At 48.2% G+C, this 16,813-nt stretch carries 5 protein-coding genes; 2 read left to right on the plus strand and 3 right to left on the minus strand.

Annotation, left to right across the window (positions count from 1 at the left end; translation table 11 throughout):
• Positions 1 to 255: 255 nt before the first annotated feature.
• Genes KW844_RS18655 through KW844_RS18665 form a run of 3 tightly spaced genes read right to left on the minus strand, consistent with a single transcriptional unit; the run spans position 256 to position 7,328 of the window.
• Positions 256 to 2,208, minus strand: a complete 1,953-nt coding sequence (locus KW844_RS18655) for a RagB/SusD family nutrient uptake outer membrane protein (RefSeq protein ID WP_218378297.1) — start codon at positions 2,206 to 2,208, stop codon at positions 256 to 258.
• Positions 2,209 to 2,220: 12 nt separating this feature from the next.
• Positions 2,221 to 5,319, minus strand: a complete 3,099-nt coding sequence (locus tag KW844_RS18660) for a TonB-dependent receptor (RefSeq protein WP_218378298.1) — start codon at positions 5,317 to 5,319, stop codon at positions 2,221 to 2,223.
• Between the two features lie 44 nt (positions 5,320 to 5,363).
• Positions 5,364 to 7,328 (minus strand): family 43 glycosylhydrolase, encoded by a 1,965-nt coding sequence (locus KW844_RS18665; protein WP_218378299.1) that lies wholly within the window; start codon positions 7,326 to 7,328, stop codon positions 5,364 to 5,366.
• A gap of 516 nt (positions 7,329 to 7,844) precedes the next feature.
• Between KW844_RS18665 and KW844_RS18670 the strand changes: the two genes are divergently transcribed.
• Together KW844_RS18670 and KW844_RS18675 are read left to right on the plus strand one after the other, a co-directional pair.
• Complete coding sequence (locus KW844_RS18670) at positions 7,845 to 11,930, plus strand: two-component regulator propeller domain-containing protein (RefSeq protein WP_218378300.1); 4,086 nt, start codon at positions 7,845 to 7,847, stop codon at positions 11,928 to 11,930.
• Positions 11,931 to 12,370: 440 nt separating this feature from the next.
• Positions 12,371 to 16,573, plus strand: coding sequence for a gliding motility-associated C-terminal domain-containing protein (locus KW844_RS18675; protein ID WP_218378301.1), 4,203 nt, complete (start codon positions 12,371 to 12,373; stop codon positions 16,571 to 16,573).
• Positions 16,574 to 16,813 lie beyond the last annotated feature (240 nt).

Genomic DNA, 16,813 nt, shown 5'->3' on the forward strand with positions numbered 1-16,813 from the left:
TTTGCCGCCAGCTTCCTTCAGATTCCATCTTACAATGGACACCCTTGCTATTGGCTAATGCTTCCTACTACAAAGCGCATTCGGGACTTGCACCCTAGAGCTATAACACATGCCTGGCACACATAAATGGCAAACCGGATGTAACACCGGTTTGCCTTCATCATTTACAAAAAAGAGAAGGACGTAAAAACGCCCTTCTGATATATCGCGAAGATTCACGAACTTATTGGCTTAGCGAGTTAAGTTCGGAAGTATTTAATAATTAGGATTTTGATAAGCTTTCTTTTCCGCATCGTTCATCTGCATCGCATCAATCTGCCCCTGCGGAATAGGCCGCAGGTAATGGAATGGCTGAATGGTGCGAGTAATGGTTTGCGGTGTATGATCACCGATATTCACCCCTCCTATCCTGTAAGTGGCAGCTATCTCCGCCCACTTCTGCGTACGCACCAGGTCATACCAGCGATACCCTTCGCCATAGTATTCACGGGAACGCTCAGCCAGGATATAATTGATATCAATAGTAGCAGGGGTAGCAGCCACCATGGCGGCGCTGTTGTCCACTACTTTCGCCACATTCTCCGCATTGCTGAAACGCCATTTCCCGGCACGGGCACGCAGTACATTAATCAGCTCCCTGGCTGATTTACCGGCCACCGGAGCTGCCCCTTTCACCGCAGCTTCCGCAGCGATGAAGTACAATTCAGATAGTTTCGCTATATTAAAAGGCCTTGTGGTAGCCGCATTCGGCTGTCCGAGCCCGCCGGCATTATCCGTGCGGTACGTACCCATCTTCCAAAGACCAGGATATCTTAAGCGACTAATCCCTTGCGGAGATACCACAAAATCCGCCCTGCCAGGCAATGCACCTGCACCCACATTATTTTTTGTTGCCCAGTCAGTGTAATTGATTGCAGTAGCCGGTTCACTGTTGAGGAAGGTGAGAATGGCATCACCAGGTTTCACCGGCAGTAAATTAGCATTGTAATAAGCGGGGGTATTATCTCCCCCCTTATCCCAATTTCCCCGGTAAACCGTTACAAATGTGCCATCATAACGGGAATCATTGGTTTTGTCTGCAAAGGTGTTTTCCACCACATCAATCGTAGGCGTCATACGGGTCCATGGGCGGCCCAGATCCTGCGTGGCTGCACGCTGCACGGTACTGGCAGCATTACTCCAGGTAGTGGCACTCTTACTGCTTCTGATCAGCGTATAGTTCCAGGTCATCATCCACACTGCAAAGTTATCCGGTGCACCACCTGAGCCATAGGTAAGACTTGAACCATTATAATACTCACTCGATTCTGTACGATCGGCGTACAATAAAATTTCACTGTTACGATCATTGGAACCTACGCCCAGGTCGTAATACGTAGGCTGTAAAGCAAAGCTGCCGTGGTTATCAATACCAGCGGCTGCCACATCGTAGGCTGCCTGATAATACCAATGTGCATCATGGCCGTCAGGGTCCGTGCGGTTTACTTCCGGATAAGTAGGAATACTACCCGGATTTTCCAGCCACCAGGCATAGGTAAGGTAGGCTTTAGAGAGATATAAACGCGCGGCTGTTTTAGTGACGCCACCTATCACACGACCTGCATCCGGTAAGTCGCTCACCGCTTTTAACAGGTCCGGGAAAATAGCTTTGGTATATACTTCCGGTACAGTATTACGCTTACTCGTTCTTACCGGATTGGTATTGAATTTCAGCTCACCCGCTCCCAGATCCAATGGTACACCACCGTAGGTTTGCACCAGTAAGAAATAATCAAAGGCCCGGAAGAACCTGGCTTCTGCAATCAACGCATCCGGCAATCCTACTGCAGATGCATTTTCGATAATACCACTGGCGGTATTGATATCAGAATAAGATTCTCCCCAGGGAACTGCTGTCGGAGCACTGGTAGATGTTACCAACCCTACGCCGGACATGTCCATATCCTTAAAGTTACCATCGGCACTTTGTGCATAGGTGGCTTCGTCCGTACCGGTTATGCAGCCGCTGTAATAATAGGCATGCCCATAAATGTTGCGCAAATGGGCATACAGGGAAGTAATCCCTCCTTTCACCCCATTTTCTGTTTTAAAATAATCAGGTGTAAAAGAACTACGTGGTTGTTCTGTTAATATTTTTGAGCAGCCGGCCAGCAACACAGTAATCAGTGCAGCAGTGGAAAAGGATCTGCTTAGTTTGATATTTTTCATTTGACAGCTGGTTTAGAATGATAAATTGACACCAATAATGTAGTTGCGGGTAGAAGGCGTATTCACCCCAATAGTCAGCAATCTCCGCAAGCTACCGGACAAAGGCACCGCCGCATTTTCATTGCCATAGGAGTTGGTTTCAGGGTCCATACCAGATTCCTTCGTATAGGGCGACCACAACACAAACGGATTCTGCACGGTGAAGTATGCACGCAGTTTTATGTTTTTACTTTTGATCAGGCTCCTGCTGAAATCATACCCCAATGAAATAGTGCGGATCTTCAGGAAAGAAGCATCGAAGTAACCCAGTGTAGACCCATACTTTGGATTATCGCCACTCAGCGGACCAGCGGGATTCGGATATTTCGCATCCGTATTTTCCGGCGTCCAGTAGTCTACCTTCACATTATTATTTCGTGTAGTCAGGGTATTCAGATAACCTCCGGAACCATACACGGAACTAATAAGTGTACCACCATGCTGGAACACGCCTACTGCGGCCAGGTCGAAGCCTTTGTATGCCACGCGGGTATTAAAACCACCCATAAATTTAGGGTCCAGGTCCAATACCTGCCGGTCATCAGCGCCAATGGCTCTTTTCGGAGTACCGTCATCGTTAAAGCCGCCTGTGTACAATACTTTGATCATACCTACCGCACCACCCGGTTCCAGTATATTCAGGTAAGGTTCTTTCTCCTGCCACAATCCTATTTTCTTATAATCATAAACGGAGTTGATGTTGTGTCCTACAAACCAACCGTTGCCTTCATCCTTGGTGGAACCGGAAGCCAGCGCTACGAGCTTGTTACGGTTAGCATACAGGTTAAAGCCTGCATCCCAGGAAACGCCATCACGGCCACCGTCAAGGATGGTTCCATTCAGCGTAATTTCTATACCCTTGTTCTCCGTTTTTCCGACATTGGCTGTATAGCTGTTAACACCGGAAGTTTGCGGCAGTCCTACGCTTTGCAGCAGGTCATTGGTTTGAGTAATATAATATTCGATGGTACCTGTTAACCGATTTTGAAATAAACCGAAGTCGATACCGTAGTTCCAGGTTTTTGAATACTCCCAGCCTAAGCTGGCGTTAGGTAACTGCGTCACATAGTAGCCGATGGAATAGTTATCAGACCCAAAATTATAAGGTCTGGTACTTAAAGCACCCAGCGTAGCATAGGGATTGATCGCCTGGTTGGAAGTCTGACCAAAACCTGCACGTAGCTTGAGGGAGCTTAGCCATTTCACCTGTTGCATAAACGATTCATTGGCCACATTCCATCCTGCTGATACCGCCGGGTAAGTATGCCACTGATGGCCCGGTGCCAACCTGGAAGAACCATCAGAGCGTACCGTAGCCGATATCATATAGCGATTATCGTAAGCATACATCACACGGCCCATCCACGACATCAGTCCCCACAAATAATACCCCTGGTTAGCCGGGTTCACGGTAATTTCTCCTGTGGCATTGCCGAGGTTATAAAACTGGAAGGCATCGCTGGGAATACCTTTTGCAGCCATAGAAGAGGTGTTGAATTTCTGCTGCTCTGCGGAATATAAAGCGGTAACGTTTACACTATGTTTTTCCGCAAAGGTGCGGTCATAGGACAGGATGTTTTCTACCGTCCAGTGGTAGGTTTGTGAGTTGCTCACTCCTGCGGAGGACTCTGTGGTGGCATTCACACTATTCACCCCCTGTGCGGTATAGTTACCATTGTTGCTTTGGATAAAGTCCAGGCCGAGGTTTACCCGGTATTTCAGGCCGGTTACACCAGGTATCTGCACTTCTCCGTAAGCAGAGTTATAGGTAGCAAAATTCCTGGTTTCGTTTAACCACAATCCGTTATCCGATAAACTATCCACTACGCCTTTGGTGAGTACATAGCTGTCGCCCAGCGTGGTGTTTACGGTTCTTTTAGTAGAGCCGTTTGCGTTATAGGGATTCGCCAGCGGGGACAACATCAGGTTCACTCCTACCTGGCTACCTTCACTGATATTATAGTTATTGTTGGTGGTAAAACCGATTCGGAAATGTTTGCCGATCAGCTGATCCACTCCAGCGCGGAAGGAATAGCGTGTATACCGCTGCGTGGGAATCACACCCTGGTTACGGTAATAGCCCATGCCAGCGTTATAGCTGCCACCTTCACCAGCGCCGGTTACATTCACATCCTGACTGTTTACCGTACCTGTTTGGTACAGGAGGTCCTGCCAGTCGGTATTTACTTTACCGGAGGAGTCTTCATCCACCCCCAATGCAGGGAAACGGTTGGCGATCTGTTTGAGGGTAGTGAATTCGCGAGCATCCATCATCGGGTACCTGCCGAAAACTGTTTGGTTACCCGCATAGCCGTTATAGGCAAATCTTGGTCTGGCGCCTTTCTGACCTTTGTTGGTGGTGATGAGTATAACACCGTTGGCACCACGGGAGCCATATATAGCAGTAGCGGAAGCATCTTTTAATACATCCACACTTTTGATATCATCGGGGTTCAGGTCAGCGATGGAGCCAGGAAAAGGAATACCATCCAGCACAATCAGCGGATCATTGGTGGCGGTAAGAGAGCGTGCGCCGCGGATGCGGATCTGCATGGCGGCACCGGGCCTGCTGGATGTTTGTGCCATTTGCACACCTGCCATGCGGCCTTGCAGTGCCTGCGATACGTTGGCAGAAGGAACTTCCCGCATTGCCGTGCCGCTAATGGAGGCTACGGAGCCTGTTACCGCTTCTTTTCGTTGGGTGCCGTAACCGATAACGACCACGTCCTGCAGACTACTGGCGGTGGATACGAGTGTAATTTTAATGGAAGTACGGCCGTCGATAGCCAGCTCCTGCCGTTCGTATCCGACGGAAGTAACAATCAGCGTAGCATTGGGTGCGGCATTGATGGAGAACAGACCTTTTTCATCGGCCACTACGGCGGCGGAGCCACCTTTTACTGCTACCGATGCAAAGCCAACGGGCTCACCGCTGCTGGTAACAATACTGCCGGTTACGCGTACGGCCTGCGCCAATACGGTATATTGGAAAAAAATTAACAGGAAGGATAAAGCAATCGTCCCCCCCGGCAGGTTCAATCGCCTTATTTGTTGAAAGGTTGACATGAACATAAACAGTGTTTTTAATAGTTTTTAAAACGTGGTAGTGGAATAGGTTACTTAGCTGAAAAACTGAGCGAGCGGATATTCGCTGCGCCATTTGAACCGGGTGCAAAGCGGATGAAAACATCATGTTGGCCACATGACTTACCTATATCAAAGCTGATTTTTTTAAGTTTTTTTTGTGTAGACGAAATGGCTACTGTGGCAAGGGGCTGCGTGCCCGGCATGCTATCCAGGAATACTTCCAGGCGGGCATTGGCCGTGGCGGATAGTTCAAGCGTCATCTTACCGGATGGCTGGGCTTCGGTACCCAGGTCTATTCCGGCAAACATCATCCAGCCACCATTATTGCTGTCGTTGGTTACCATTTTACCATAGGGAGATGTAACCGTTTTGATGCCATAATAATTATTATAGCTAACAGCCGGCAGTGGAGCACCGCCGTCTTTATAGAGGAAGCAATCGAAATCGGCCGGTTTCCCTTTTGCAAAAAGGCCAATGCTGGTGCCTACCCAGGAATTAAAGTTGGGTTGCGTACGGTCGAGCGCCCGGCTGTTGACGGTGCTTACCTTTATCCAGTCATGACCGTTACGGCTATACGAGGCCGTGAGCAGGTGTTCATTTCGTTCTACCATGAGCCACACTTCCTTGCCAACCGGGTTGGCTACGATGAACGTGGCGGTATCATGGTGAAAGATTAACTTCTTCCCATTATCATACCCGGTATAGAAGGCCACGTATACTTTCTGATTACCGTTGCTCAGGTAAATGCCTGCCTGATGGGAAGTATCACTCGCATCCAGGTCAACTTTGGTAATGGCGGTATAGAAATGATCGGTTTCTTTTTGCACCAGGTGGGTTTGGGCTGTATCTGGTTGCAGCCTGATCCAGCCTTTCCTGTCGGTGAGGGAGTAGTGGGCACCTGCATACCTGTTCAGAAAGTGCCAGCATGGGTGCAGACTGGCATCTTCAAAATGGTCGCTGCAGGCAGTGCGCCATGTAATGCCACCCTGCGGCAGGTTAGGTTTTGTAACAGGAGTGCTTACCGGTGGAAGTCCCCAGGGGCGGTCACCTTCCCAGATAACCTGATAGAGAGATGTTTGTCGCCCCATACCGGACCAGTCATCCGTGTCCGTTTTTTGATAGCTCTGCCCCAGCGTCCACCAGGTACCGTCCGGAAGTTGCACGGGTGCCGTAATATGATTAGGGCTTCTGAACGCATTTTCCGGATCTGGCGATGGTTTGAAGAAGTTGCCCAGTCGCTCCCATTTGGTGGAGTCGGCCGTTAAAGCGGTGGCACGCAATACGTATTGACCGCCGGATACATCGCCGGCAGGGAAATAATAGTAATATCCGTTTCGCTTACACATCACGGGTCCTTCGGCCCAGCTGTACTGGAGATTAGCATTGATCCAGTCGAGGTTGATGACGGTATCGGTCAATTGTCCTTCCTGGTTGAGTGCACGTAGGCGGTTTACTTTCTGGCCGTTTTTGATGACCATATAGGGCTTTCCATCATCGTCTACAAAGATGGAGTTGTCGTAGCCCAGGTTGCCGGTGGCGGAATCGGTTTTCACCGGTACCGGTGCCGACCATGGCCCGTAAGGTGTGGCCGCTTTGGAAAACCATTGGCCTCCCGAGGAAAAATAGATCCAGTAGGAGCCGTAGAAATAGGTAATGGCTCCCTGCCACACGCCACCTGATGGTTTGTCGGCCACCATGGTGGAGTGCGAAGGAGGCAGCACCCGCGTGATTATTTTCCAGTGCACGAGATCCCTGGAATGATAAACCGGCAGGTAGGGATTAAAATGAAAGGAAGAACCACAATGATAGAAATCATCACCTACTTTTAAAAGGGTAGGGTCCGGATGATCACCGGGAAGTACAGGATTGACATAAGTCAATTCCTTCGTGTAGCGTTCCAGGGATTGCTGATCAGCAGTACTGGTTTGTGCATGTAATAATGTGACTGGCAGGCATAGCAATACCATACCTAAAAGGCTGCGCTTCAAGTTCATAACGTGTTGAATGGGATACGCTTCAAATGTAGTACTACCGGCCGTGGAGCGATGGCTCAAATGTTGAAAATATGGCAACAAATGTTCAGCGCGGCGGACAATCATTGCCTTGCCATCATTATAAGGAGGTGGACGGGAGATTTTTGCCTCGCAACACAAATGTCTACCTGAATAAAAAATAACAACTGTTCAGCGCGGTAAAGAATCGTTGCCTGCCCGCCCTCATAAAGCGGTGGAAGGTAGATTTTAAACAGGCTACATAAATGTCTGCCTGACACTTAAAAACAAAAAACAAGTAGGGAAATGCCAGATTTTTTTTAGCCACTGAGTTAACAAAGCTGTTTTTTATCCTATATTGTACATAGGAAAATGACCACGGATTTCCTTTGAAGCACCAATTCGCATCCAGTTCGCACGTTATTCGGATCAATTACAGCTAACGCCACCAGCATTCATATGACAAGCAACCAAAAACGGCCTTTCTGCTATAAAAGACACATTATTTTAATTGTCTTATTGACACTTTATAAATTATCTACTGCCCAACCCTTTCATTTCAGGGCTTTGAGCACGAGTGGCGGTATCCGATCCAGCACTATCAATGCCATTATCAAAGACCGGTTTGGCCTCATGTGGTTTGCCACCGATGATGGCCTGGCGCAATACGACGGCACCAACTTTACGGTATACCGGAATAAGAATAATGATCCTCATAGTCTGCCCGCCAATGAAATTCCGGCCATTTATGAAGACAGGAGCGGCACCATCTGGATAGGCACCAGCGGCGGCTCCCTGAGCATGTACGACCGGAAACATGATAATTTCCTCAACTTTCCGGCAGGTCAGGGGCCTAACAGCCTGGGGAGCAACGTAGTTAAAGCCATTACCAGTGATCACCATGGCAGGATATGGGTAGGACATTTCAGAGGCCTGGATATTATTGATCCTGTGACCAAAAAAATAACTCCTTTTGCAGATGCGAAGCAGCAGGCTGTGAATACGACTATCATTTGTTTATTTGAAGACAGTCGGCAAAGAATGTGGATCGGTACCAATGAAGGGTTGTTTATGCTGGAACAGCAGGGCCATTCTCTTAAAAAATTCTTGCATCATCCTGCAAATCCTCAGAGCATTTGCAGTAATGTGGTGCGTGATATAAAGGAAGATAAAAACGGAAATATATGGGTAGCCACCACCGATGGGCTATGTATGACGAATACTAACCTGCAGGGCTTTACCACCTACCGCCACGCGGCTACCGGCTCCAACAGCATCAGCAGTAATTCCGTGAATGCCCTGGAAGTAGATGAGCATAACCGGATCTGGGTGGGATCTACCTCCGGGCTGGACCTGCTCAACCCTGCTACCGGGCAGGTGGAAACACTCACCTATGATAAAGGGAACGGGCAAACGATGCGGCTAAAGGACGTTAACTCCATTCATATTGATAAAGACGGCCTTTACTGGGTGGGGACCTACCGCAATGGCATCATTAAGTACGACAGCCACCTGAACCTTTTCAACCTGGTGCAGCATGATCCCTTCAACAAGCAGGGATTGCCTGCTTCCATTGTTACGTCCTTTGCAGAAACAGCAAATGGAAAAATCTATGTAGGCACTGACATGGGTGGTGTTGCCCTCTTTGATCCCGGCCACAAAACATTTGAACAACTCGGACTACGATCCGCTATCAAAGGTTGTGAAAAAGGTATTCGGGTAGTGTCCCTATTGCTAACCCAAAACAATCAATTACTGGTAGGTACTTTCTTCGACGGTTTGTTTGTGTACGATATTGGTACCGGGCATTACAAACAGCTCACAAAGGAAAACAGTCCCCTGCTCAACTCCAACGATATTTTTTCCCTGACGGCCGACAGCAAAGGGCGTATCTGGATAGGTACCAATGGAGGCGGCTTTACGGTACTGACTCCGCAATTACAATTAATAGCACGTTATACCCGCGAACCAGGTCCTAATGATTCTACACTGCCATTGAATCCTTACATCCGGGATATCCGGGAAGACCACGCCGGCAACTTCTGGATTGCTACACATGGCGGTGGCATTGCCAGGCTGGATGCATCACTCCGCCATTTCACCGTATACACCACTTACAATAACCATTTACCAGGCGATAAGATTTTTTCTATCCTGGAAGATAAACAAGGCAACATCTGGGTAGGTAGTTATGGCGGAGGATTAGGGTTGCTGGATAAAAAGACCAACCAGTTTGTAACCTTCACAGAAGAAGATGGGTTATTAAATAATAATATCTACAAAATTCTGCAAGACAATAACGGATTGCTATGGTTATCCACCAATGAGGGCATCTGCAGCTTTGACCCGGGCTCCCGTAAGTTCAATAACTATACATTCCATAACAGTGTGCAGCATAACAACTTTGTACGTGGCTCCGGCATACTGGCGGCCAACGGTACCCTATACATGGGCGGCCTGGAAGGTTTCAACTATTTCCATCCGTCAGGTTTAAAAAAGAATACCAATGCACCGGCTGTTTTGTTTACGGACCTACGGATTGCAAACAGGTCAGTTAAACCCTCGCCGCAGGGGCCGATTAAAGAGAACATCAGTATTACAGACAGGATAGATTTAGACTACCGGCAAAATTTTGCCATCAGTTTTGTAGGGCTAAACTATACCGCACCAGAGCAAAATCAATATGCATACAGGCTGGAGGGATTTGAAAAAGATTGGAATTACACCGGAAATAGTAACACTGCCGCCTACACGAACCTGGATCCTGGCGAATACGTATTGCGGGTAAAAGTTAGTAATAACGACGGCGTATGGAATGAAACAGGCAAATCCATACGGATCATCGTGCACCCGCCATTGTGGCGTACCACCTATGCCTATGGTGCATATCTGCTGGTAGCCATTGGCCTGCTACTGTTGATGCGGTATAAAGGTATTCAGAAAGTAAAAAAGAAATTTGCAGAGCGGCAGCAGCAAATGGAGCGGGAGCAGGAACGCCGCGAAGCAGCGCGTATACACGAACTGGACCGGTTAAAGATCAAGTTCATCACCAACCTGAGTCATGAATTCAGAACACCAATTTCTTTAATCCTGGGCCCTATTGATACGCTGATACGCAAGGAAAAAAACGATCACTCCTTTAATCAGTTACGCATGATCCGGCAAAACGGCCGGCGGCTGCTCAATCTGGTAAACCAGCTGCTGGATTTCCGAAAGCTGGAGGAGCAGGAATTAAAACTGCAGGTATCTGACGGAGAGTTTATAGCCTTCGTACATGAAGCTACCGATTCCTTCAGAGATATGGCGGAGCGAAAGAAAATCAGCTTAAACTTTGAAAGCAGTGTACATACAATGTTTGCGCAATTTGACCATGATAAGATAGAGCGTATTCTGTTTAATTTGCTGTCCAATGCGTTCAAGTTCACGCTGGAAGGAGGCAAAATAGTGGTCGCTGTTCAAAAGGCGGAAGGAAAAGAAGGCTGGTTTGCTATTCATGTGAAAGATACTGGTATAGGGATTCCACAGGACCAGCACGAAAAAATATTTGAACACTTTTTCCAGCACTCCACTCCTGCTGCGATCATCAATAAAGGTACCGGTATTGGATTATCTATTACCAGGGAGTTTGCAAAAATGCATGGAGGCGACATCACGGTGGACAGTGAGCCAGGACTAGGCAGCACTTTTACCCTTACCATCCCATTGACCGCCGTTGGCGGGATTGGGACAGAAATACCCTTATTGCCTGCCGCTGAAGATATTGATATAGCGGCGGCCGACATCTCCCTGGAAACTACACCGGCATCAGCAGCTAACGCCGATATATCTACGGTGTTGATTGTGGAAGACAATGACGATCTGCGTTTTTATTTGAAAGATAACCTGCGGCTGCAATACCGCGTAATTGAGGCCTGTAACGGCAAGGAGGGATGGCAGAAAGCACTGTCACAACACCCCCAGCTGATTGTGAGTGATATCAGCATGCCTTATATGGATGGTATGGATTTGTGTAAAAAAATCAAGGGCGACAAACGTACGCATCACATTCCATTTATTTTACTGACGGCACTTACCGGTGAAGAAGAACAATTGAAGGGGCTGGAAACAGGTGCCAATGATTATATTCTGAAGCCATTCAATGTGGAAATACTCCATACCAAAATTAAAAACCTGCTTTCGCTGAACAATCACGCCAGGGATACCTACTCCAAACAGATAAAGGTAGAAGCGCCGGTTCCGGCAATACAGCTGGAAGACGAGCGGCTGATGAATGAAATAACAGCTTACCTGGATAAGTATTTGACCGACACACAGCTGTCGGTAGAGGCGCTGAGCAAGCATGTTGGCATGTCGAGAAGTTCCTTATACAGCAAGGTACTGGAGCTTACCGGGCAAACGCCGGTGGAGTATATCCGGTCGGTAAAGCTGGAAAAAGCCGCGGTGCTACTGGAGAAAAGCGATATGAACATTGCGCAGGTTGCCTACACGGTAGGTTTTGCAACACCTAATTATTTTGCCAGGTCATTTAAAGCCAAGTATAACATGTTGCCGTCTGCATATATTCATCTAAAGCGGAACCCCGATAAGGGTAGGGTCTCCGCGTAGCAACGCCGTGCAAACGATCACAGCAGCGACATTTCCTTAACCCGGCCCTGCAGCCACGCAGGGTTTACATCTCCCTAAAAACACACTAGATAAGTTTATACGGAAACGCACCTACGAAATTTAACCAATGTACCAAACGGAGGCATATATTGGTTACCTTAGCACCCCTATATTGTTAGAATGCAAATGGTGTTAACGAGTATCCCTGTACGTTAGAATCAGGAAACAATCCCGTAATGCTTATATAGGTAATAAAAACCAATACCCCCCATTAAGGCGGTGGTAACTTTTCTGTATCGTATTGAAAGCGCCTGAATTTTTTTAGTTAGAAACTATCGCATCAAAGTATGGAAGATTTTTACTTTAAATCTGGCATCAGCCGTTGGCTTGTTTCTTGTGGCAAGTGCTTTTTGTTGTTGCTACTGATAAATTGCTTTAGTATGCAACTGCATGCCACAAACCCTTACAAAGGCAGATCAGCCCGGGCAAATGCAGCCCCTGTTATTTCCGGGCTGAACGGTAATGCAGTCATGTATGCCGAAGGCAGGGCAGCCGTAATTCTGGACTATGACAACAATACTACCGTAACGGATGATTCACCTGTTTTGAGTGGAGGCAATATTACCGTTCAGCCAACCGGCATAACTGATGTAGGAGATGAATGGATACTGGCCAATACCATCAATATCCAGGTAAATGCCGTAGGGTTAGTTACCTATGGTGGTGGAGCGGTAGCAATGGCGTCTGGTGGTACGGGAGGTACGCCGCTGGTCATTCAATTTATGGCAGCCGGTGTAACCACTGCAGTAGCGCAGGATTTACTTCGTGCTATCGCCTTCAGATCCACCTCTGATCATCCTACCTTAAATGGTGCAACACGGTCCGCAAACATTACTATTGACGATGGAGATGGAGGCACCAGCTATCCTTCCCTGGTTGGGGTCAATATTATTCCGGAAAACGATCCACCTACCATCCAGGCTCCCACACAGCTCAATCTTACGGAGGATGGGACGACCAACCTCACCGGCATTACGATTGCAGATCCGGATGCAGATCCCTCCAATGTACAACTTACCTTATCACTTCCCTCCGGTGAAGGCAGGTTTTGGGCCGTAATAACCGAAACCCCCAGAGTGTCCGCGGGTCCCACAATGATTAGTATAACTGGTAAAGTGGCAGATATCAACACCTACCTGGCGAGTAATTATATCCGGTACACTCCTGCACCTAACCAATATGGGGATGTCAACCTTACCTTAACAGTGTCCGACAATGGCAATACCGGCACAGGCGGAATTCAAACAGCAGCGGCTACCATCCTGCTGCGGATAAGTGGTGTGAACGATCCAGGCGCAACTCCAACAGTGCCCACTTCTCCATTTACCGTACCGGAAGATGTACCAACCGCTATCACCCCACTGGCCTTTAGTGATGTGGATGCAGGAATCAATCCCGTTGCCGTCACCTTCTCTGTTCCGGCAGGCAGGGGCACCTTTACCGCCATTGCCGGCGCAGGTGTAACCGTGATCAATGCTGGCACCAATTCGATGCAATTAATTGGTGCAATTTCAGATATCAACGCGTTTTGTGCAGGAAACGGCGTAAGCTATACAACTGCACCCAATGACAACGGCAGTAGCCTTACTGCCACCGTTATATATAACGACAACGGTTACACTGGAAGTGGAGGCAACCAAATAAGTACATCTACTTTTAACATCACCATCAAACCGGTAAATGATGCACCTGTGATCACGTCACCAACTGCTTTGGATTTGCTTATGAATACGACTTTCGTATTTAACCTTGCCAATAGCATCAGCGTAAATGATGTGGATAACGTCAGCGCCCCTATGCGTGTGAAGCTGCAAGCGACCAATGGCATTATGACCCTCACACCGCTGGGAGGCATAACCTTCATTTCAGGTGGCCCCGGCACTAACGTGGCTGCCATGGAAATACAAGGCACACCAGCTAATGTAAATGCTGCTTTGTCGACGCTGATATACAAGCCTGCAGTTAACTACTATGGACCTGCAACGATTACCATCACCGCCGATGACCTGGGCAATACCGGTGTTACCGGTGTAACCGACCCACAGACCAGCCAACGGGTGGTGAATATCAACGTTATTCCCAACTTTCCTGCGATTACCAGTGTATCGGCCATTAACAGTGACGGTGCTTACAAACAAGGCCAGGCTATTGAGGTTACACTAACATTCGACGTACCGGTATTCGTAACAGGTAACCCGCAGCTCACACTGGAAACCGGCAGCACCGACCGTACAGCGAATTACCAAAGCGGCAGCGGCACCAACACCCTTAGCTTTACCTATACGGTGCAGCCGGGAGATGTGTCCGCCGACCTGGACTATACCCTCAGTACAGCATTGGGACTCAATGGAGGCAGCATAAAAAGTGTCACTACTGCTGATGCGCAGCTCACACTGCCCGCACCAGGCACTGCAGGGTCACTGGGAGCCAACAAGAATATTATCATAGATGGAGTGGCTCCAACCATAGCAGCTGTAGTGATGCCACCATTCGATACCTACCGTGCCGGTCAGGTACTTACTTTCCTGGTAAAAACATCCGAAAAAATGGCAATAACGGGAACGCCTATCCTCAGTTTAGTAATCGGTACCGATATTGTGAGTGCCGACTATAAAAGCGGTACCGGCACTGATAGCCTCTTCTTTGATTACCAGGTTAAACCCGGCGATATGGACGCAGATGGTATCGATGTGATTTCAATATTTCCTAACAAAGGTACCATCAAAGATATAGCAGGTAATTCACTGATTTTATCACTCCTGAACGTTGGCCCTACTTACGGGCTGAAGATAGACGCTTTAGCGCCGGTGGTGAGCAGTGTAACTGTACCAGCCAGCAAAACATACATGGCCGGAGAAATATTAAACTTCACGGTTAACACATCTGAGGAGGTCAGGGTAATAGGTAGGCCAACGCTTACACTCACCATTGGAAGCACCACCGTACAAGCCACCTATATTTCCGGGGCCGCCACCAGCGGATTGAAATTCGCCTACCAGGTACAAACCGGTGAAGTAGATACGGATGGAATAACAATAACGGCGCTATCACCCGATGGTGGCACCTTAGAGGACTTTATGGGCAACACCATGGACCTCACGCTACACGGCGTGGAAAATACCAGCGGGGTGAAAGTTGACGCTGCTCCGCCGGCAATCACTGCCGGACAAGTATTCAGCGTGAATGAAAACAGTGCTGCCGGTACTATCGTAGGCACCGTTGCCGGTAATGATCCTGGATCTGCGGGCACACTACAACAATGGACCATTACCAATAACGTAAATACAGATGGTGATACTAATCCGGCCTTTGTGATCAACCCGGCTACAGGCGTTGTTACGGTGAACGATGCCGGTGACCTGGATTACGAAAAAAATACCAGCTTCACCCTCACCCTTACCGTCAGCGATGGCTTGAACACCAGCGCTCCTGCAACGGTAAGAATAGATCTGAACAACCTACTGGAAGGCCCTACTGGCTTAAATTTCGTACCTGTAACATTAACAGAAAACAACACTATCAGCAGCATTGCCGGTAATTTATCCGCTACTGCTGATGAGGCCGGAAGCATATTTACCTACTCACTGGTACCCGGTAACGGCAGTGAAGACAACAGCGCATTCCGCATCAATGGCACACAGCTATTGGCCAGCCAGGTGTTTGATTATGAAGCAAAGTCCAGTTACAACATCCGCATACGTGTAAGTTCACAAAGCAATGAATTCCTGGAGAAAGCCTTCGTGATCAACATCGCCGATGTAAACGAAGCCCCTACCCTTGGCGCCATCGGGTCAGCCAACTATTGCGCCGCTCCCGATGAAATCAGCATCCCGCTCTCCAACATAACAGCAGGCCCTGAAGCAGGACAAACAACTACCGTATCAGCCACCAACAGCAATAATGCGCTGTTCTCCGCCTTTACCGTAATAAACAATGCCCTGCGCTTCACCTTTGTACCAGGCGCCTCCGGCACCGCCAGTGTAACCGTTACCGTTAAAGACAACGGCGGTACAGCAAATGGTGGTACTGACCAGGTACAGCAAACATTTGACGTCAGCGTAACCAGCATCAATAAGCCGGTAATTACCAGCAATAAAGGCTTACAGGTATCCAAAGGCGATATCGTTACGCTCACCGCTACCGGTGCCGCCACGTACAGCTGGACTGCTGATCATCCGCAGAGCATCCTCGGCGAACAAAACAGTAATGTAGCCACTGTAAGGCCGCAGGAAAAAACGGTGTACACCGTGACCGCTGCCAACAGCGCAGGATGTACAGCAGAAGCCACTATTACCATTGATGTGAAGGATGACTTCAAAGTAGAAGCCACCAACATCCTTACGCCCAACGGTGATGGCATCAACGATCGCTTCGTGATCAGAAATATCGACAGCTACCCGGATAATGAGCTGAAAGTATTTGATCGCGCCGGCCGCCTCGTATTCTCCAAACGCAGCTATCAGAATGAATGGACGGGTACCGTAAACGGACAAACGCTCGCGGAAGGCACCTACTATTACCTGCTGGACTTTGGCAAAGGCTTGCCTAAAGTAAAAGGCTATATTACGATAGTAAAACAATAGCAAACAAGTAACCACTATATGAAAATGGCTGTCCACCCCGGACAGCCATTTTAATTCACCCTATGATGTTTTTTTCACCAATAATAACACTGTGTTAACCTCCTTGATGCGGCTTCCCTAAAGGTTCTATATATTGCCCTGACATGTTATGATCAGGACCTGGCAGGAAAATATTGCAGTGAACAATGATAGTAATGCCTTTAAGGTGGACAATGACCGCTTTTAAAGCGAAAGACAAAA

This window comes from Chitinophaga sp. sic0106 (assembly GCF_019219075.1).
Lineage (GTDB): Bacteria > Bacteroidota > Bacteroidia > Chitinophagales > Chitinophagaceae > Chitinophaga.

What these genes read in the sequence shown, in the direction of transcription:
- KW844_RS18655 (WP_218378297.1), bottom strand. Translation starts at nt 2,208, where the DNA reads ATGAAAAATATCAAACTAAGCAGATCCTTTTCCACTGCTGCACTGATT.
- KW844_RS18660 (WP_218378298.1), bottom strand. Translation starts at nt 5,319, where the DNA reads ATGTTCATGTCAACCTTTCAACAAATAAGGCGATTGAACCTGCCGGGG.
- KW844_RS18665 (WP_218378299.1), bottom strand. Translation starts at nt 7,328, where the DNA reads ATGAACTTGAAGCGCAGCCTTTTAGGTATGGTATTGCTATGCCTGCCA.
- KW844_RS18675 (WP_218378301.1), top strand. Translation starts at nt 12,371, where the DNA reads ATGCAACTGCATGCCACAAACCCTTACAAAGGCAGATCAGCCCGGGCA.